The following is a 16,948-nucleotide window of genomic DNA, read 5'->3' on the forward strand; positions in this document are numbered from 1 at the left end:
ACCGCCGTATACGGAACCGTACGTACGGTGGTGTGAGAGGTCGGTAGCCGAATTAATCGGCTACCTCCTACTCGATTTTCCTGCTAACAAATGGGCTTAGCCCGCAGGAATACGCTCTTGTATAGCACAATCGCGCAAATGGCGGCGAGGATCGGCGCCAATACCGGCACCCACGCGTAGCCCCAATCCGAACTGCCTTTATGCTTCAGCGGGAGTAGTGCGTGCAGCAGGCGCGGGCCAAGGTCACGCGCCGGGTTCAGCGCTGGACCAGTCGGCCCCCCGAACGAGGCGACCAAGGTGCCGACCAGAAAGCCGAGAGCCATATGGGCAGTCCCCAGATTGTTTTGAAAGAAGGGTGCCTTGGTGATACCGAGTGCGCCGAAGAACAGAATGAAGGAACCAATGAATTCGTTGATGAAGCCGTTCAGCTTGCTCGACGTCGCGTTGATGGTGGAAAATGTGCCCAGGATGTGGCGCGGATCAGTTGTGAGGTCGTAGTGCGGCTTGTACGCTGCCACCACCCACAGTTGGCCAAACATCGCACCGGCAAACTGTGCGATCAGGTAAGGCACCACTTCCGCCCAGGGGAACATGCCGGCGACGGCGAGGCCGATGGTGAAGGCGGGGTTGATGTGGTTGCCGGAGATTCCGCCGATCATCATTGCCGGGATCATCACCCCGGCGCCGTACCCCACGGCGATCAGCATCCAGTCCGAGCCGTTGCCCTTGGTGCCTTTCAAATCCACATTTGCCACTGAGCCGTTGCCCAGTGCCACCATGATGGCGGTCCCCATGAACTCTGCAAAGAGTCGGGTCCAAAGATCATAAGTCATTTTCCTGCCTCCATTGAATTTTCTGAAAATTGCAGTGACATGCTATTCAGTTTATCAAGCGATAAGAAAATAGTAAACAAGGTTTGTGAAAAATGCAAGCGTTTTCAACTAATGAAATAACGCACAAGCTAAAACCGTCGCGGCAAATTTCACAAGTCCCAATTGCTTTCATGGCAGACTTTGTAAGCCGACGACGATTTAATGAAAATGGTTTCATTTTTACTTCATATGAAGAAAATATAACGTCAATTACTGACTCTTTGTGCTCAAACACACTTTCAGGGAGTATACTAACATTGGAATGAATCTAATTAGGAATGCTGTGTGGGGACAGCGACATGGAGGGGTGAGCAATGAAAGTCGTCATTTTTTCTACCTGTATCGTGGACTTATTTTTCCCCAACGTTGGCAAGGCGATGGTGGAGGTCTTGGAGCGGTTCGGCTGTGACACGGAAATGCCCGTCAAGCAGATCTGCTGCGGCCAGCCGACCTTTAACTCCGGCTACGTCAAGGAGACCCAGCCGGTCTTTAGGAACCAGATTGACGCGCTGCTGAGCATTGATGCGGATTACATCGTGGGGCCGGCTGGTTCGTGCGTGAACATGCTGCGCGAATTTCAGGTGCAGCTCAAGGACGACCCTGAATACGCGGAGAAGGCAAAACAGGTCGCGGCCAAAACCTGGGAGTTCTCCCAGTTTCTGTACCGCGTCCTGGGCGTGCTCGACGCTGGGGCGGAGTTGGACGCGACGGCCACGTATCACCGGTCATGCCACATGACCCGGCTGCTGGGTGAGCGCACCAGCCCGTTTGTGCTGCTGGATCACGTGAAGGATCTGAAGATGGTCCCGCTGCCTCACATTGAGAACTGTTGCGGGTTCGGCGGGTTGTTTTCCGTCAAGGAGCCTGAGATCTCTAAGCAAATGGTCGATGAAAAAGTTGACGACGTGATCTCAACCGGCGCCAGCGTCTTGATCTCGGCTGACCCGGCCTGCTTGATGAACATCGCCGGCCGGTTCAACCGGCGCGGAGAGAAAATCAAAATCATGCACATCGCTGAGGTGCTCAATCACAATGTCGACCCGAGTCGCGTCAAGTACGTCCCGGAAGCCGAGCGCGATGAGCTGTACGCAGGCGGCTACAACCAAGGCTTTACGCAAAGCGACGTGAAAAAGGAGGTGGGCGCATGACCATCAAAACCTCGAACGAGCCGTTCTTGACTCGCCTGAAGGAATCCGAGCAGGACACCTTCATGCAAAAAGCGGTCGCCAAGGCGCAGGATGCTCAGTGGGACAAGCGTACGGCCGCGCGCAACGAGCTTGGCCACTGGGAGCAGTGGCGAGACCTTGGTGAACAGATCCGCCAGCATGTGATTCGCTACCTGCCGGATTACCTGGAAGAGTTCGCCGACAACATTGAAAAGCACGGCGGCCACGTCTTCTTTGCCAAGACCGACAAAGAGGCCAGCGACTTCATCAAGCACCTGGCGGAAGAAAAGCAGGTGCACCACGTGGTCAAGTCCAAGTCGATGGTGACCACTGAGATCGATTTGGACAAGGAGCTGCTGAAGATTCCGGGGCTGTCGCTGCTGGAAACGGACCTTGCGGAGTTTATCTTGCAGGAAGATGACTGGGACGAACCGACCCACATCGTCTTCCCAACGCTGCACAAGAACCGTGATCAGATTCGGACCATTTTTCAAAAGCTGGGCTACACCGGCGACAACGATCCGCAGCACCTGGCCCGCTTTGCGCGAACCTACCTGCGCGCCTCGTTTCTGAAGGCAGACATGGGCATCACCGGGTGCAACTTCGGCGTGGCCGATTCCGGCTTGATCAATCTGGTCACCAATGAAGGCAACGCGGATCTGGTCATGGCCATTCCCAAGACCCAAGTGGTCGTGATGGGGATGGAGCGCCTGGTGCCAAGCCTCAAGGAGGCCGAGGTGCTGGATAACATGCTGGCCCGCTCGGCAGTTGGGCAGAAGCTGACGTCCTACTGCAGCTTCTCCACCCGTCAGGTCAGCGGCGAAAGTGATGGGCCTGAGGACTTTTATGTGGTGATTGTGGACAATGGCCGCAGTAATGCCCTGGGCACCCCATTTGAACCGGTGCTGCAGTGCATCCGCTGCGGGGCCTGCCTCAACGTCTGCCCAGTCTACCGGCACATTGGTGGCCACGGCTACGGGTCGATTTATCCCGGCCCGATTGGCGCGGTCCTGTCGCCGGTCCTGCGCGGCTATGAGCAGTTTGGCGACCTGCCGTTTGCGTCGAGTCTGTGCGGGGCCTGCACCGAAACCTGTCCTGTGCGGATTCCGCTGCATGAGCTGCTGATCAAGCACCGGCAAGTCATGATGAACAAGCTGCACACGGACAAGTCGTTCAACAACGTGATCATGAAGGGCATTGGGGTTGCGACTTCGACGCCGGCGATGTTCCGCATGGCCCTGACGGCAGATCACGTCGCCATGGCGCCCTTGACCAAGCATGCGCCGATCACCGTCGAAAACGAATATCCGGAAGGCATTATCAGAAAGGCACCGTCCATGGCCAAGGGCTGGACCGACGTGCGCGATTTGCCGGAAATGCCAAAGCACAGCGAGAACTTCCGGAGCTGGTTTAAGCAGCATCACAAGGAGCAGGAGGCGAAGCAAGATGACTGAGCGTGAGGCGTTTCTTGAGGGACTGGCGAAAAAGGCCGGCCGGCCGCGTCATCAGCTTAAAGACCATCCGTTGGTGCCGGTGAATGACCTGCCGGAAACCACACTGGCCGACAAATCACCTGCGGAGCTGGCTGCGCTGGCCAAAACGAATAGCGAAGCCGTCCATGTCACCTACCAGACGACGACCACCAAGGACCTGCCTGCCGCACTAGATGCTTTTATTCAGGCCAAGGCCGCCAAAACCTTGCTGCTGCCAACGACTGATGCCTACCAACGGTTTGGGTTGGAAGACTGGCGTCAGCAGGTCCAGCCGACCCCGACTTACTGGGTTCCAGGCGCCGGCCGTGAGGCAAATCTAAAAGCGGCCGCCAGCGCAGAGGCGGCGATCGGGTTTGCCGACTTCCTGCTGGCCGAATCCGGCACAATTACTGCGGCCACAACGCCAGGGCAGGGGCGGGCCTTCCATTTTCTGCCGACTCATTACCTGGCCGTTATTCCGGCGAGTCGGATCGTCGCGCGCTCGCGCCAAGCCGCCGACTGGTACGACCGTGAAATCAAGGCTGGCCGGTTGCAGACGTCGAACATCAACTTCATCACCGGCCCGTCCAACTCCGGTGACATTGAAATGGTGCTGATTGTCGGCGTCCACGGGCCGCTTGATATGACCTACCTCGTCGTGGAAGACCAGTAACGCATGCAGGCCGGATGACACAATTTAATTGTCATCCGGCCTGTTATGGTTTCTTCACACACTTTAAAAAGCCGCAAAGGTGGCCTTATGGGAGTGCTTTCATCGCCCGATTCCGGTAGAATAGAGCCGTACCGAAAAAGGAGCGATTCGATTTGATCAATCAAGCGATCGACCACATGATGACCGAAAACCGCAGTCATTTCCTGATCCCAGGGGAAATGATCGCCAGTGTGAACGAGGATAACTCGCTGCGCCACGCCTTCCTCGTGCTCACCAAGGTGCGCTACGCCAAGATTCCCGTCCTGGACAACGATGACCACTTCAAAGGGTTGTTGTCGCTGGCCATGATCACGGATAAAATGCTCGGCCTTGATGAGATCACAGCCAAGCCGCTCGATGAGTTCTGCGTGCGCGACGTGATGGAAACTGGCGTCGCGACGATCGATGACCCTTACAACATTGAAGAAGTCCTGCACGCATTGGTGGATAGCGCGTTTCTGCCCGTGGTGCAAGACGATGGCACCTTCACCGGCATTGTCACGCGTCGTGAGGTCATGAAGGGCATCAATTACATCGGGCATAACCTCGACAAGCAGTACGTGATTACCGAAAAAGAGCCAGCAACCCCTCATCATTAAAAAAACGGCCCGCGAAATGCGGGTCGTTTTTTAGGCGAAGCGGCGGCCTAAAATGGCGAGACTGCGGCGCTGGCCATCCAGTTCAGCGACGTCCGGCAACAGGCCCCAGCGGCTGAACCCATTTTTTGCAAACAGCCCGAGACTGGGCTGATTGTGGGCGAACACGAAGGCGACCAGCGCTTGCAGATCCAACTCTGGCAGGGCAGCGAACACATGGGTCAAAGCCTGTTGACCGAGGTGCTGATGGTGGTGCGTCTGCTCGATGTAAATACTGATCTCCGCCGTGTGTCCGTACGCCGGGCGGCCGTAGAAATCTTCCAGGCCGACCCAGCCAACAAGGTGGTTGGCTTCTTTCATCGCCCATAGGGGGCGCCGGTTGGGGTCAAACGCCGCAAACCACGCTTTGCGCGAGGCAATGCTGACCGGCTCAAGGTCGGCGGTCGCCAGCCGGCCGGGGATGCTTTGATTGTAGATGGCAACAATTGTCGGCAGTTCCTGCAGCGTCGCAAATTCAAAACGAAGGGTCAAGTTCTGCACCACCTTTTTGATATTGGCTCGATTATAGAAAAGTGGCGAGCAAAAGGAAAGCCGCGCCGTAAAAAAAATCCCCGCACAGGCGGGGAGGCCGTTCGAGCATTCATTATATGTTGCCGCCGGTTATTTGCCGGCGGGCCGGTCCAAAAACATGGTGGCGAGCACCCCGAAGACGATGCTGACCAGCACGGTCGCCGCGGCTGCGAGGCCGCCGTTGGCTGGCCAGTAAGGCTGCAGGCCAGTTTGAATCAGGATGAGCACCGCTGCCAAGACGATTCCAATCACAGCGTAGTAAACCTGCCCCTCATAGCGCGCAAGCAGCGCCTCCATGATTTTGGCGATGATGAGCAGCCCAACCACGGCGCCCATCATGAACGGCACCAGCAGCAGCACAGTTTGCAGGCGCACGGCCAGCTTGGCCCAGTCGCCGGCAAGCAGTGCCGATAGCGAAGGACCCAGCGCCGCGACGGCATTGTAGACGGTGCCGTACTGATTGATCACCATCAGCATGATGGAGCCGGAGATGCCGGGAATTGCCATGAGTGCGACGGCAAAGACGCCGGCAAAGGCCATGGTCAAACCGTCGCCAAGCCCGTTCAGCCGCGTCAGTGCAATCAGATTCTCTGGCTTTTCGCCGCCCACCTGCGCCAGCCCGTAAATTACGGCGAAGCCCAGCACCGGCAGCAGCAGATACCAGGGGCGGAAAGTTACCTGGCGAAGCTTGCGCCAGACGAACGGGCCAATGCCCAGCACCAGCCCGATGAAAAAGCCATAGCTGGCCAGGGGCCAAGTGTTAGTGAGCACCAAGACGGCCCGTGTTGAAAGCAGGACGCCGACCACTGCGCCCAAGCCAACCGGGACCAGCAGTTTGGCGTGCTGCTTTGGGGCCTCTTTGAAATGGTTGACCGCTTTGAGCAGGCGGTCGTACAGCCCGACCACTACGGCAAAGATACTGCCGGACAGGCCAGGGATCACCAGGGCGATGCCGATCAGGGCTCCTTTTATCGCGTTGAGCAAAAGCACTCCTCCAATTGATTATTTGGTCAGCGTCAAAGCAGCGCTGGGCAAATCGATGCCCGCCTTGTGCAACGCCTCAATGTAAGCAGCGAGAAACTGCCGCTGGACCGCCAGCTGTTCGCCATTTTGCGTCAGGAATTTGACTTGGTAGGCAAAGCTGCCATTGCCGGTTTCGGTCATGCCGAGCACCTCAGGGCCTTGGCGAATCGCTTTGACCTTTGGCACCAGCTGGTCGTTGACCTGGTCGATCACTTCTCGGACCGCAGTGAGGTCGGCGTCGGCACGCATGGGCAGGCTGACTAGCGCTTGCATGTTGCTGCGCGACAGGTTAGACACGATGGTGATGTTGCGATTGGGGATGTAGTTGATGGTCCCGTCGTAGCTTTTCACGATCGTGGTGCGCAGGCCGACTGCCGTGACGGTGCCGGTGACTGCACCCAAGCGGACGGCGTCGCCCACATCGATTTGGCCTTCAAGCAAAATGAAGAAGCCGGTGACCACGTCGGCCACAAAGCCCTGCGCGCCGAGGCCCAAGGCGATGCCGACAATCCCAGCACCAGCCAGCAGGCTGCCGACCGGCACGCCAAGGACGCTGAGAATCGCGTACATGTAGAAGAAAAAGACAGTGTAGCCCAAAACGTTGATGCTCAGGGTGTGCATAGTCTTCGACCGGGTGCTGGAGACGCCAGGGCGGTTGGTGTAGGATTTGAAGCCGCGGTTAATCAAGCGCTTGCCGATGCTGTTGACCAGCAGGAACAGGATGGTAAAAAGGACGATTTCCAGCGCCGTCCCCAAAATTTTGTCCAGCACCTGACTCCAGTTGATTCGCTGAAAATAGCGGATCCAGGCGCTGGGCTGTGCAGTCACAGCGGTGGTAAAAGTAATATATCTCACGTTTATCGCTCCTTATGTTCCTTATAGTGTACCAAATCCCGAGGGGCTGCGCCTAGGCTGGCGTTTGAGCAGGGCAGAAACTTAGCGAAACGTTTGCCGCGCCTTGGCAATGATGATATTCTAATTGTATACGCATGCAGAACTTTTGTATGCTAAAGGAGGGTGTTGCATGTCAGGAGCAGAAGTTGCCGGCGTGATTGCCGCGGTCGCCTTTTTGATCATTGCCTTGGCGGTCGCAATCATCGCGATCCGCCTGTCAGGGGTCACCAAGGAAATTAAGCAGACGGTTACGGAAGTGAATCACACGCTGGATACGGTCAACGGTGAGATCAAGCCGTTAACGAATGAAATCGAGGCGCTGTTGACCAAGTCCAACGTGCTGTTGAATGACGTTAATGGCAAGGTCGCAGCCATCGATCCTGTGTTCACGGCGATCGGTGAGCTGGGCGAAAGCGTGTCTGACTTGAACACCTCGACACGGAACCTGGCCGAAAAGGTGACTAGCGGCGCCAAAAGTGGTGCCAAGGTCACGGTGGCGGCTAAGGTTGGCCAAAAGGCCATGAGTATGTTTACCAAGAACAAGGACACAGAGACGAAAACACATTAGGAGGCATTGATATGTCAAAGAAGAGTCATTTCTTATTGGGCTTTGTTTTAGGCGCAGCCAGTTCGCTGGCTGCCACCTACCTGTTGACCCCGCAAACCAGCGATGAACTGAAGGAAAAGTTCGCCAAGACCAAGGATGACTTGGCTGACCGCGCGGCGGACTACTACGACTACGCTAAAGACGCGACGGCCGAATGGCGTGAATCCGCACAGGGCGTCGTTGCCGACCTGAAGCAGAAAGCCAGCACCAAGGGCGAAGACGGGGATGTTGCCAGCTATGACGATGCAACCCAGGCCCTAAAAGACCAGCTGACTGACGCACCAGACACCCCGAGCACAGATGCGTTTGACGACATCGTCCTGGATGGCAAGAGTGCTTTTGCCCAGGCCAAGGACGAAGCTGAAACCGCCGCAGATGACGGGGTCCTGGACGCCAATGAGGCTCAAGCTGATGCCGATCTGGCAGCGGCCAGTGCTGCAGATGACGCTGCGGAAAACGACGAAGACCCGTCGCTGCCTGCAGACGACGACCAGCCCCAAGCCTAACCGATTACCAATTTCTCGCAAGCCGCCCCTTCTCGGGCGGCTTTTTTTGACGCAAAAAAAACCTGCAGGCGCAGGCCCACAGGTACTGATTATATAGAGTTACTTTGAAGCTTTCTTGGAGTCTTTAGCTTCCTTGCGCACACGCGCATGTTCTGCAACTTGCTCGATGTGCTGGTGCATCAGCTTCAACATCAGGTCATTCGGCAGACCCATTTGTGGGCTCATCGCACGTTCGATATCAGATACAGGCATAATCTCGTTCCTCCTCGTTCCTTATTTTTCATCATAACCATAACGTGCTAGGCGAAAATGTGCAAATAATAAATACATTAGTTTTCATGTGTCTGTCAAGCGTAGACAGCGGTCTAATCTTAACCCCACAAAGGTTGTCGCAGTGGCTTCTCTAAAGGCTTCACAAGCCCTTGTCCTCAGGGGGTAAAGGGCTGATGCTTAGAATCTCATTTTTGCCTCATCGTTTATTTGACCCTCAATTATGGTCGCATTTTCACGGCAGCTGCTGCTTTCAATAACAAAGCGTGACGGCCCGGGGGAAAGCAGATGAAAAAAGGCTCGGCACTTACGCCGAGCCTGAACCCTAATCGATGACGGTGTATGCCTTTGGCGTGTGAGTGAACGGCTCACAGCCGGTTTCGGTGACGTGCACGCAGTCTTCAATGCGGACGCCGGCCACGCCGGGCACATAGATGCCGGGTTCAATCGAGAAGCACATCCCCGGTTGCAGCGCCATCTGGTTGCCCGCCATGATCGACGGAAACTCGTGAGTCGACATGCCGATGCTATGGCCAAGCCGGTGGTTGAAATACTCACCGTAACCGGCCCGGTCGATGATGTCCCGGGCGATTTTGTCGAGTTCTTCGGCGCGCATGCCGGGACGCACGGCGGCTTGAGCGGTGAGCTGCGCTTCCAGGCAGACCTTGTGCAGCTCCTGGGCTTTGGCCGAGACGCCTTGGCCAAACGCGACGGTGCGCGTCGCGTCGCTCATGTAGCCGTGATTGTTCGTGCCCAAATCAAACAGCACCAGCTCGCCGGGCTTGATTGCGACTTGCTCGGGGCCGCCATGAGGGTCGGCCGCGTCCTCGCCGGCTTGCACAATGGTGTCAAAAGACATGTGCATGACGCCTTCCTTCATCATGGCGTATTCGATTTCGGCGACCACCTCCTGTTCGGTGATCCCCGCCTTGAGCGCCGCAAAGCCTGCCGCAAACGCGCGGTCTGCCTGGCGACCGGCTTCTTCCATCGCGGCGATCTCCGCCGGCGTTTTGATCAGCTGGAGGCCTTCGATGAAGCGGCTCGCATCAGCGGCAAAGGTGGCCTGAGGGAACTGCTGCCGAATGGCTTCGAATTTAAAGACAGACAGGTCGTCTTTTTCAATGCCCCACTTAAGCGGTTGGGCGACACGCTGTTTGATTGCGTCGGCGATCAGGGTGAAGGGCGCCTCGTGGTCCAGGTAGCCGGCGACGGCATACGGCCACCCCGCCTTTTTGACCGCCTCGATCGATAGAGCCGGCACGAATAGCAGCGGCTCCGCATCAGGGAAGACAAACAGCCCGGTGATTCGTTCCTCGGGATCGGAGAAGAAGCCGGTAAAGTAGTTGATATTTGTGTAATTGCTGATGTAGGCAACATCAAGCTGCTGGGCTTGCACCCAGGCCTGAAGGCGAGTCAGATGGTCATTCATGATGGTGTCCTCCTAGGAAATTTTTGCCTCGTTAGTATATCACAGCCGCGCGGTGGCGGCTTTCTGAAAAAGCCTTATGAAAATTACCGTGAAAAATTCAGTAAAACGCTTGCATTGCTGATTTACTTTTGCTACAGTATATTGGAAATTAACGCAGGCTCAGCGCCTGTGTGAGGAGCGAAACAAAAATGGAAAAACAAACGATCACGATTTATGACGTTGCACGCGAGGCCGGCGTCAGCATGGCGACGGTTTCACGGGTAGTCAATGGCAACCCGAATGTGAAGCCTGCGACCCGCAAAAAGGTCCTAGAAGTCATCGATAAACTGGATTACCGGCCAAACGCGGTGGCGCGTGGCCTGGCGTCCAAGAAGACGACCACCGTCGGCGTCATCATTCCCGATGTCACCAACATGTTCTTCTCCAGCCTGGCGCGCGGGATCGATGACGTGGCGACGATGTATAAGTACAACATCATCCTGGCCAACTCAGACGAGAACTCGCAAAAAGAGGTTCAAGTCCTCAACACTTTGCTGGCCAAGCAGGTGGATGGCCTGATCTACATGGGCAACGACATTTCTGACAACATTCGCCAGGAGTTCTCTCGCAGCAAGACGCCGATCGTTTTGGCCGGCTCCGTTGATCCTGACGAACAGGTTGGTTCGGTCAACATTGATTATGTCGCCGCGGTTGAAGCGGCGACAACACAGCTGATCAACGCCGGCTCCAAGCAGGTGGCGCTGGTCACGGGGCCTTTGAACCAGCCGATTAACGGCCAGTACCGCCTGAAGGGCTACAAGCAGGCGCTGGAAAAGGCCGGGCTGGCTTACGACGAGAGCTTTGTCTTTGAAACTGAGACCAGCTATCATGCCGGGTTGTCTCTGTTCAACCAGCTGAAAAAGGCTGGCGCGAACGCGGCCGTGGTCGGCGACGACGAGGTTGCCGTGGGTGTCTTGGACGGTGCCCTTGACGCTGGGGTCAAGGTGCCTGCCGACTTCCAGATCATCACGTCAAACAACACCAAGTTGACGGAGATGGCACGCCCGCAGCTGACCTCAATCGATCAGCCGCTGTATGACATCGGGGCCGTGGCAATGCGCCTGCTCACCAAGATGATGAACAAGGAAGACATTGACGAGAAGACCATTCGTTTGGGCTTTGACATCACGACTCGCAAGTCGACCCGCTAATGAAAGCGAAAGCACCCGGCAACCAGATTCTGGTTGCCGGGTGCTTTTTTAGTCTGGATTTATTCTGGCGGCGCGGCAGCTTCGCTGCTGGCTTCGCTGCTGCTGACTTCGCTTTCGCTTGACGGGCTGGAAGCACTAGAAGCACTGCTGCTGCTCGATGAGGCGTCTGCCTGCTCTGGCTTGTCAGCGGACCCGTTCAGGCCGGCCCAGAAATCGGCGTAATTCTGGGCGGTGCCGCCGATGCCGAACTGCGCCGAGGTGACACCAGGGGTGAAGTTGTAGTAAAGACTCGTCGTGGTGGGGCCGGTCAAATTGAGGGTCGTGCCCCCAATCGTGACGGCGCCGTTTTTCTCACCGGTCTGACTGTTGACGGCCACGGCGCGGACGCCGCTGGGCTGGCTCATGGCCGCGTTCACTTTGAACTTATCCGGAATGTAGCGATACGCGGCGTTGGCCAGCGCAGCCCAGTAGCGCTGATTGATGGTGGAGCCGCTTGAGTTCATCACGTGGTTGGCGCCATTGTTGTTGTCATACCCCATCCAGCTGGCCATGGTGATGCCAGGGGTGGAGCCAATGAACCACAGGTCCTTGTAATCGTTCGAGGTCCCGGTCTTGCCGATCAGGTTGGCCGCGTTAAAGGCGACGTTGCCGCCAGCGGTCGTGCCGGTCCCAGAGGTCACCGTTTGGTGCAGCATTTGGCTGAGAATGTAGCTGGTGGCCTTTGAGAAGACTTGGCGCGGCTGCTCCTTGTGCTGATAGATGACCTTGCCAGTGGGATCCACGATTTTATCGATCACGTAGGGGGTGACGTTAGTGCCGCCGCGCGCAAACGTGGCAAAGGCGCCGGCGGCCTCTTGAACGGTTTCGCCGTACTTGGCGCCGCCCAAAGCCAAGCCCAGGTTGGCGTAGTCGTCGTCGGTCAAACTGGTGACGCCCATTTTCTGCATGTAGGACTTGACGTTGACCTTTTTCATCACTTCGTTGTATAAGTTGACGGCGGGAATGTTGTAGGAATTCTTCAGGGCCGTTGTCGCGTCGACGAACTTGTTCAAAATCACACCGCCATAATCGGTGACGGAGTACCCGGCAAAGTTGGTCTTAAAATCGGCCAGCATGGTCTTTGAGCCGATCAACTGATTCTCAACGGCCGGGCCATAAACCACCGTCGGCTTGATCGATGAGCCCGGGCTCCGCTTCGTGTAAATGTGGTTGATTTCACCCGCAGTCCCGCCGACAAAGCCGAGAATGGCGCCGGTCTGGTTATCCAGCAATACGCTCCCATTTTGGACGGGCTGGGGGACCTGCGAGTAGCCGCCAGTGGTGGGATCTTTGACGTAATTCGTATAGGTGGGGCCAAAGGTGCCCTTGTACTGGGCGACGACGCCTTGCATCGCGTCGTACACTTGCTTGTTGATGGTCGAGTGCACCTGGTAGCCGCGCGTGGTGAGCTGCTGGCCGGCCTCTTTTTCGTAGGTCGCCTTCAGGTCCTCATTTTTGGCCAAGTCTGCGGCTGTGTGCCCATCGGCCTTGGCCAGCTGGCGGCCCAAAATGGTCTTGGCTTCCGATTCGACCATATTGTAGACGTAGCTGGAAGAGTGGCTGGTGTCGTTGGCACTGCCCGGCTGCAGGAAAGCGGCCTTGAGGTCGAAGCCGCGCGCTTCTTGGTACTGCTTTTCGGTGATGGTCCCAGCGCGGTACATGCGAAACAGGACTGTTTTTTGCCGGTTGAGACCGGGGGTCAAGTCGCGCTTGAAGGCGCCGGTGTTCTCATACGGCGTGTAAGCGGAAGGACTTTGCGGCAGGCCGGCGATAAACGCGCTTTCGGCGAGGTTCAGGTCCTTGGCATTCTTGCCAAACAGGCCTTGCGCCGCGGTTTGTACCCCTGCAATGTTTTGGCCCTTGTTGTTGCGCCCCAAGGTGATGATGTTGAGGTATTCCTCAAGCACCTGCGCTTTGGTGTAGTACTTGTTCAGGCGCAAGGCGAGCACGATCTCGGTGGCCTTGCGCTTAAAAGTCGTCTGCGAGTTCAGAAATTGGAGCTTAACGACCTGCTGGGTCAGTGTCGAGCCGCCGGTTTGCCCGCCCAGGCCGGTCAGCTCAGTGATGACTGCCCGAACTAGCGCCTTAGGGACCACGCCTTTATTGGTCCAAAAATCCTCGTCTTCGGTGCTGACAATGGCTTTTTGCAGCCATGGCGACACGGCGCTGAGCTTGACGGTGTCGCGGATCAGATCGCTTTTGACTGGCCCAATTTCGACATTGTCCGCATAATACAAACGGGTGGAGGTGTCGACGTTATTCAACGTTTGGGTCATGGCGGCTTTTGTTGGCACAGCGGTGTTGTCCACGATGCCGGCGAAGTAGCCCCCAAGCAGCCCGACGGCAAACGCACCGGCAATGATGGCAAATCCGGTGCCATAGTAAATCAATGATTTGATGGTGCGCAGGGCCACTTGAAGGTAAAGCGGCCAGGTCTGCCGACTGAGCTTTGGCAGTGGCTCGCGGCTAGATGGTTGGTTGCCTGCGCGGTGCTTTTTTGTCACGGCTGTTCCCCCTGTGAGCTGTTGCGGATACTTGGTGGTATTATACCCCAAAAAATGAACCGGTGTTTTGGCTTGCGTGATAGACTACTGGTAAGACACTTTTTGGGAGGCCGTCATGTACAACACGATTTTATTTGACGTTGATGACACGCTGCTTGATTTTAAGGCGGGCGAGCTGATTTGCCTGAAGCAGACCATCGAGGCGCTAGGCGTGCGCTACACCCCGGCAATCGAGGCCCGTTACCTGACAATCAACGCCGGCTTGTGGGTGGCGTTTGAGGCTGGCCGGATCGCGCGAGAGCAGATCTTTAGTCGCCGCTTCGCGCAGCTGTTTACTGAGTTCAAGATCGATGCCAGTGGCATGGCGGCGGAAAAAGCGTATCACAAGCGGCTTGATCAGCAGGCCATCGTCTTGCCGCATGTCGCTGAGACTTTGGCGGCGCTGCGTGATTACCGTTTGTATGTGGTCTCCAACGGAATCGAGCCAGTGCAGCACACTCGGCTGACAAAGGCCAACTTGATCGATTACTTCGCCGATATTTTTGTGTCGGATGTGATCGGGGCGCCCAAGCCCACAGTGGCGTTCTTCGACTATATTGAAAAGCGCATCCCGCACTTTGACGCCAAGCGCACGCTGATTGTTGGTGATTCGTTGACCTCGGACATTCAAGGCGGGCTCAATGCCAAAATCGACTCGGTGTGGTTCAATCCGCACCTGCTGCCAAATCGGACGGCAATCACCCCAGTGTACCAGCTCAGTGAATTCTCGGATCTGACCAAAATCGCGGCAGAATAACCAAACAGGCCCTTGTGCGAGTCACTGCACAAGGGCCTGTTGGTTATTGACGGCGCAGAGTGCCGTCTTGAAACTGCTGCCTGCCGTGCTCAGTCTCCAAGATGAGGGCACCGTTATCGGCAAACCCGGCCAGCCGTCCCTTGGCCACATGGCCGGGTTCACTCAGACTCACCGGTTGACCCAGCCAGGCAGCGGCAGCGCGAAATTCGGGCATGATCCGAGTCGGCCGGACCAGGAGACCGTCAAGGCGGGCGACAAACTGGGCGACTAGTGCCGCCTGGGTCGCCGCATCGGGAATGCTGTCCAGCAGGCTGCCAATTTGCTGACCGGCCGCTGCCTCTGGGCGTCGCGGGTCTTTCGTGAAGTTGACCCCCACGCCGACCATGATGCGCCGCGGCTGGGCAGGGACCACCTCAGTCAGGATCCCGGCGACTTTGCGGTCGTTTTTCAACAGATCGTTGACCCACTTGAGCTGCGTGTCGACTGCCAGGACCTTGGCCACTGCCGCATGTAGCGCGACCCCGGCGGCGGGGGTGATCAGGTTCAGCGGCAGCTGGGCCGATGCGGCCATCACCAGCGTCCAGTAGAGACCGGTCCGGGCCGGCGACTCGAACCGTCGCGCATGCCGGCCGCGGCCAGCGGTTTGGGCGCGGGCGAGCAGCAGCAGGGGCGACTGCTCGCCGCTATCCAGGCGTCTTTGCGCCTCTGAGTTGGTCGAGTCAATGGTCTCAAATACGTGCAGGCCAGCGCGCCATTTTGGCGGCAGCTGGTGGGTCAAAGATTGGGTAAGCATGATTTATCGCTCCGGCAAAAAAGCCGCGACAGTCGTTCGCGGCTTTTTTGATTGACTTAGTTGGCCAGGCGGCTGATCGCGTCGGCGTAGATGGCGACGGCTTGAATCAGGCTGTCGATGGTCATGTACTCGTTAGCTTGGTGCATCACATTTTCAGCGTCTGGCATCAGCGCCCCGAACGCGACACCGCGGTCGAGGATGCGCCCGTAAGTGCCGCCGCCGATCACTTGCTCGTGGCCGGGCTGGCCGGTGTGCGTTTCGTACACATCCAGCAGGGTTTTGACCAGCGGGTCGCTGCTCGGCACATAATGCGGCGCCTGGGCGTGGCCGGAAACCGTGACGGCGACGTTGGCCGCACCCAGTGTTGCGGTGATTGCCGAGATGATCTGATCGGGATCGGTGCCTTGCGGATACCGGACGTTCAGCATGACACTTTGTTCACCAGTGGGCTGATAGGTGAATAAATCCGGGCTTGCCGTGAGGTCGCCCATCAGGCTGTCGGTATGCGCAATGCCTAGGTGGTGGCCGCGCGAATCTTCGTGCATGTGCTCGGCGATGGCCTGGACATACGCGTGACCAGTCGAGTCGAGGTGAAGGCTGGCCAGCAGGCTGGCCAAATGAGTGGCCGCGTTGATCCCGTCTTTTGGCTCCTGGGCATGGGCACCTTTGCCGGTTGCCGTGATGGTGATCCCGTCTGCGGTGGGCTCACTTTCAATCGTGATCCCTGGCTCGGCGTTTTTGCTGGTCAAAAGCGCTGGCCAGGTGTCTGGCAAGGTGCCGCTCAAGGTGGCGGTGGCGCTTTGCGGCACCATATTGACCCGCAGGCCTGCGGTGAAGCTGGTCAGTGTCAACGCACTGGCAGCAGCCGGTTGCGGCTTGAAGGTGATGGCAAAGGTCGCGATCCCTTTTTCACCGTTGATAATGGGAAATTCCGCGTCAGGAGAGAAGCCGAAGTCCGGCTTCGGCTGGGTTTCGAGGTAACGGTTGATGCCGACCCATGCCGACTCCTCGTCGGTGCCGATGATGAAGTGGATCTTCTTGTTGACCGGCAGGCCCAGGTCGCGAACGATTTTCAGCGCGTAATAGGCGGCGATACTTGGCCCCTTGTCGTCTGAGGATCCGCGCGCGTATAGCCGGCCCGCCTTTTCCGTCGGTGTGAACGGGTCGGTTTCCCAGCCCGGTCCGGCTGGGACGACGTCCATGTGGCCAAACAGGCCAAAAATTTCATCGCCGTCGCCGTACGCAATGCGGCCGGCGACGTTATCGACATTGAGGGTCTCAAAGCCGTCGCGTTCGGCAATCGCCAGCATGGCCTGCAGTGCCTTAGCCGGCCCCGGGCCAAGGGGAAACTCGTCAGTCTTGTGCGCAACATCCCGAGAGGAGTCAATTTTGAGCAGTGTGCTGAGATCCGCCAGCAGTTGCGGGCGGATCTTTTCAGCTTCGTCTTGCCAGTTGGTCATGGTCATCCCTGCTTTCTTTAGTTGATTAATTAAACCATATCATATTGCT

The 16,948-nt window shown here is 57.2% G+C and carries 17 protein-coding genes; 8 read left to right on the forward strand and 9 right to left on the reverse strand.

Going from position 1 to position 16,948, the window contains the following annotated elements:
* Window positions 1–83 precede the first annotated feature (83 nt).
* The gene (locus EKM86_RS09955) at window positions 84–833 is read right to left on the reverse strand and encodes an MIP/aquaporin family protein (protein WP_125757544.1); all 750 of its coding nucleotides are present in this window, start codon (window positions 831–833) and stop codon (window positions 84–86) included.
* A 353-nt stretch (window positions 834–1,186) separates the two neighbouring features.
* On the opposite strand from EKM86_RS09955, the gene EKM86_RS09960 reads away from it, so the two are divergent.
* From EKM86_RS09960 to cbpB, 4 genes are all read left to right on the forward strand, one after another.
* On the forward strand, window positions 1,187–2,020 hold the full coding sequence (locus tag EKM86_RS09960) for a (Fe-S)-binding protein (protein WP_125757546.1): 834 nt from the start codon (window positions 1,187–1,189) through the stop codon (window positions 2,018–2,020).
* A complete protein-coding gene (locus tag EKM86_RS09965; protein ID WP_125757548.1) occupies window positions 2,017–3,492 on the forward strand; it encodes a LutB/LldF family L-lactate oxidation iron-sulfur protein in 1,476 nt (491 codons plus the stop codon). Before EKM86_RS09960 ends, EKM86_RS09965 begins: the two co-directional genes overlap by 4 nt.
* On the forward strand, window positions 3,485–4,183 hold the full coding sequence (locus EKM86_RS09970) for a LutC/YkgG family protein (RefSeq protein WP_125757550.1): 699 nt from the start codon (window positions 3,485–3,487) through the stop codon (window positions 4,181–4,183). Before EKM86_RS09965 ends, EKM86_RS09970 begins: the two co-directional genes overlap by 8 nt.
* A 152-nt stretch (window positions 4,184–4,335) precedes the next feature.
* Window positions 4,336–4,821, forward strand: a complete 486-nt coding sequence (cbpB, locus tag EKM86_RS09975; RefSeq protein WP_125757552.1) for a cyclic-di-AMP-binding protein CbpB — start codon at window positions 4,336–4,338, stop codon at window positions 4,819–4,821.
* A 30-nt stretch (window positions 4,822–4,851) separates the two neighbouring features.
* Here the strand turns inward: cbpB and EKM86_RS09980 are convergent, their stop codons facing one another.
* The 3 genes from EKM86_RS09980 to EKM86_RS09990 all read right to left on the reverse strand — a co-directional run bounded on the left by EKM86_RS09980 (window position 4,852) and on the right by EKM86_RS09990 (window position 7,266).
* Window positions 4,852–5,349, reverse strand: coding sequence for a GNAT family N-acetyltransferase (locus tag EKM86_RS09980; RefSeq protein WP_125757553.1), 498 nt, complete (start codon window positions 5,347–5,349; stop codon window positions 4,852–4,854).
* Window positions 5,350–5,478: 129 nt separating this feature from the next.
* Window positions 5,479–6,372 carry a DUF368 domain-containing protein gene (locus EKM86_RS09985; RefSeq protein WP_125757555.1) on the reverse strand — a complete coding sequence of 298 codons (894 nt, stop codon included), beginning with the start codon at window positions 6,370–6,372 and terminating at the stop codon, window positions 5,479–5,481.
* Between the two features lie 18 nt (window positions 6,373–6,390).
* Window positions 6,391–7,266 (reverse strand): mechanosensitive ion channel family protein, encoded by an 876-nt coding sequence (locus tag EKM86_RS09990; protein WP_225419401.1) that lies wholly within the window; start codon window positions 7,264–7,266, stop codon window positions 6,391–6,393.
* A 169-nt stretch (window positions 7,267–7,435) separates the two neighbouring features.
* Here EKM86_RS09990 and EKM86_RS09995 point away from each other — a divergent pair, with 169 nt between their 5' ends.
* Together EKM86_RS09995 and EKM86_RS10000 are read left to right on the forward strand one after the other, a co-directional pair.
* Window positions 7,436–7,873, forward strand: coding sequence for a DUF948 domain-containing protein (locus EKM86_RS09995; RefSeq protein ID WP_125757557.1), 438 nt, complete (start codon window positions 7,436–7,438; stop codon window positions 7,871–7,873).
* An 11-nt stretch (window positions 7,874–7,884) separates the two neighbouring features.
* Window positions 7,885–8,418, forward strand: coding sequence for a YtxH domain-containing protein (locus tag EKM86_RS10000; protein WP_125757559.1), 534 nt, complete (start codon window positions 7,885–7,887; stop codon window positions 8,416–8,418).
* A gap of 99 nt (window positions 8,419–8,517) precedes the next feature.
* Here the strand turns inward: EKM86_RS10000 and EKM86_RS12410 are convergent, their stop codons facing one another.
* A complete protein-coding gene (locus EKM86_RS12410; RefSeq protein ID WP_164506243.1) occupies window positions 8,518–8,670 on the reverse strand; it encodes a hypothetical protein in 153 nt (50 codons plus the stop codon).
* Between the two features lie 343 nt (window positions 8,671–9,013).
* Window positions 9,014–10,117 carry a M24 family metallopeptidase gene (locus tag EKM86_RS10005; RefSeq protein ID WP_125757561.1) on the reverse strand — a complete coding sequence of 368 codons (1,104 nt, stop codon included), beginning with the start codon at window positions 10,115–10,117 and terminating at the stop codon, window positions 9,014–9,016.
* Window positions 10,118–10,305: 188 nt separating this feature from the next.
* On the opposite strand from EKM86_RS10005, the gene ccpA reads away from it, so the two are divergent.
* A complete protein-coding gene (gene ccpA / locus EKM86_RS10010; protein ID WP_125757563.1) occupies window positions 10,306–11,307 on the forward strand; it encodes a catabolite control protein A in 1,002 nt (333 codons plus the stop codon).
* 59 nt (window positions 11,308–11,366) lie between these two features.
* Here the strand turns inward: ccpA and EKM86_RS10015 are convergent, their stop codons facing one another.
* Entirely contained in the window at window positions 11,367–13,850 is a 2,484-nt protein-coding gene (locus EKM86_RS10015) for a transglycosylase domain-containing protein (RefSeq protein ID WP_125757565.1), read from the reverse strand.
* A gap of 115 nt (window positions 13,851–13,965) precedes the next feature.
* Here EKM86_RS10015 and EKM86_RS10020 point away from each other — a divergent pair, with 115 nt between their 5' ends.
* The gene (locus EKM86_RS10020; protein WP_125757567.1) at window positions 13,966–14,646 is read left to right on the forward strand and encodes a YjjG family noncanonical pyrimidine nucleotidase; all 681 of its coding nucleotides are present in this window, start codon (window positions 13,966–13,968) and stop codon (window positions 14,644–14,646) included.
* A 43-nt stretch (window positions 14,647–14,689) separates the two neighbouring features.
* On the opposite strand, the gene EKM86_RS10025 is transcribed toward EKM86_RS10020, so the two are convergent.
* Together EKM86_RS10025 and pepV are read right to left on the reverse strand one after the other, a co-directional pair.
* Window positions 14,690–15,439: a biotin--[acetyl-CoA-carboxylase] ligase gene (locus EKM86_RS10025; RefSeq protein WP_125757569.1), complete on the reverse strand. Its 750-nt coding sequence runs from the start codon at window positions 15,437–15,439 to the stop codon at window positions 14,690–14,692.
* Between the two features lie 56 nt (window positions 15,440–15,495).
* A complete protein-coding gene (pepV, locus tag EKM86_RS10030) occupies window positions 15,496–16,899 on the reverse strand; it encodes a dipeptidase PepV (protein WP_379909450.1) in 1,404 nt (467 codons plus the stop codon).
* Window positions 16,900–16,948: the final 49 nt, after the last annotated feature.

The sequence above is a fragment of the Lacticaseibacillus hegangensis genome, from assembly GCF_003946465.1.
Taxonomy (GTDB): Bacteria; Bacillota; Bacilli; order Lactobacillales; family Lactobacillaceae; genus Lacticaseibacillus; species Lacticaseibacillus hegangensis.

Excerpts from the sequence above, each read along its gene's own strand:
- EKM86_RS09955 (WP_125757544.1), bottom strand. The coding sequence starts at position 833 with ATGACTTATGATCTTTGGACCCGACTCTTTGCAGAGTTCATGGGGACC.
- EKM86_RS09960 (WP_125757546.1), top strand. The coding sequence starts at position 1,187 with ATGAAAGTCGTCATTTTTTCTACCTGTATCGTGGACTTATTTTTCCCC.
- EKM86_RS09965 (WP_125757548.1), top strand. The coding sequence starts at position 2,017 with ATGACCATCAAAACCTCGAACGAGCCGTTCTTGACTCGCCTGAAGGAA.
- EKM86_RS09970 (WP_125757550.1), top strand. The coding sequence starts at position 3,485 with ATGACTGAGCGTGAGGCGTTTCTTGAGGGACTGGCGAAAAAGGCCGGC.
- EKM86_RS09995 (WP_125757557.1), top strand. The coding sequence starts at position 7,436 with ATGTCAGGAGCAGAAGTTGCCGGCGTGATTGCCGCGGTCGCCTTTTTG.
- EKM86_RS10000 (WP_125757559.1), top strand. The coding sequence starts at position 7,885 with ATGTCAAAGAAGAGTCATTTCTTATTGGGCTTTGTTTTAGGCGCAGCC.
- EKM86_RS12410 (WP_164506243.1), bottom strand. The coding sequence starts at position 8,670 with ATGCCTGTATCTGATATCGAACGTGCGATGAGCCCACAAATGGGTCTG.
- EKM86_RS10005 (WP_125757561.1), bottom strand. The coding sequence starts at position 10,117 with ATGAATGACCATCTGACTCGCCTTCAGGCCTGGGTGCAAGCCCAGCAG.
- ccpA (WP_125757563.1), top strand. The coding sequence starts at position 10,306 with ATGGAAAAACAAACGATCACGATTTATGACGTTGCACGCGAGGCCGGC.
- EKM86_RS10020 (WP_125757567.1), top strand. The coding sequence starts at position 13,966 with ATGTACAACACGATTTTATTTGACGTTGATGACACGCTGCTTGATTTT.
- EKM86_RS10025 (WP_125757569.1), bottom strand. The coding sequence starts at position 15,439 with ATGCTTACCCAATCTTTGACCCACCAGCTGCCGCCAAAATGGCGCGCT.
- pepV (WP_379909450.1), bottom strand. The coding sequence starts at position 16,899 with ATGACCAACTGGCAAGACGAAGCTGAAAAGATCCGCCCGCAACTGCTG.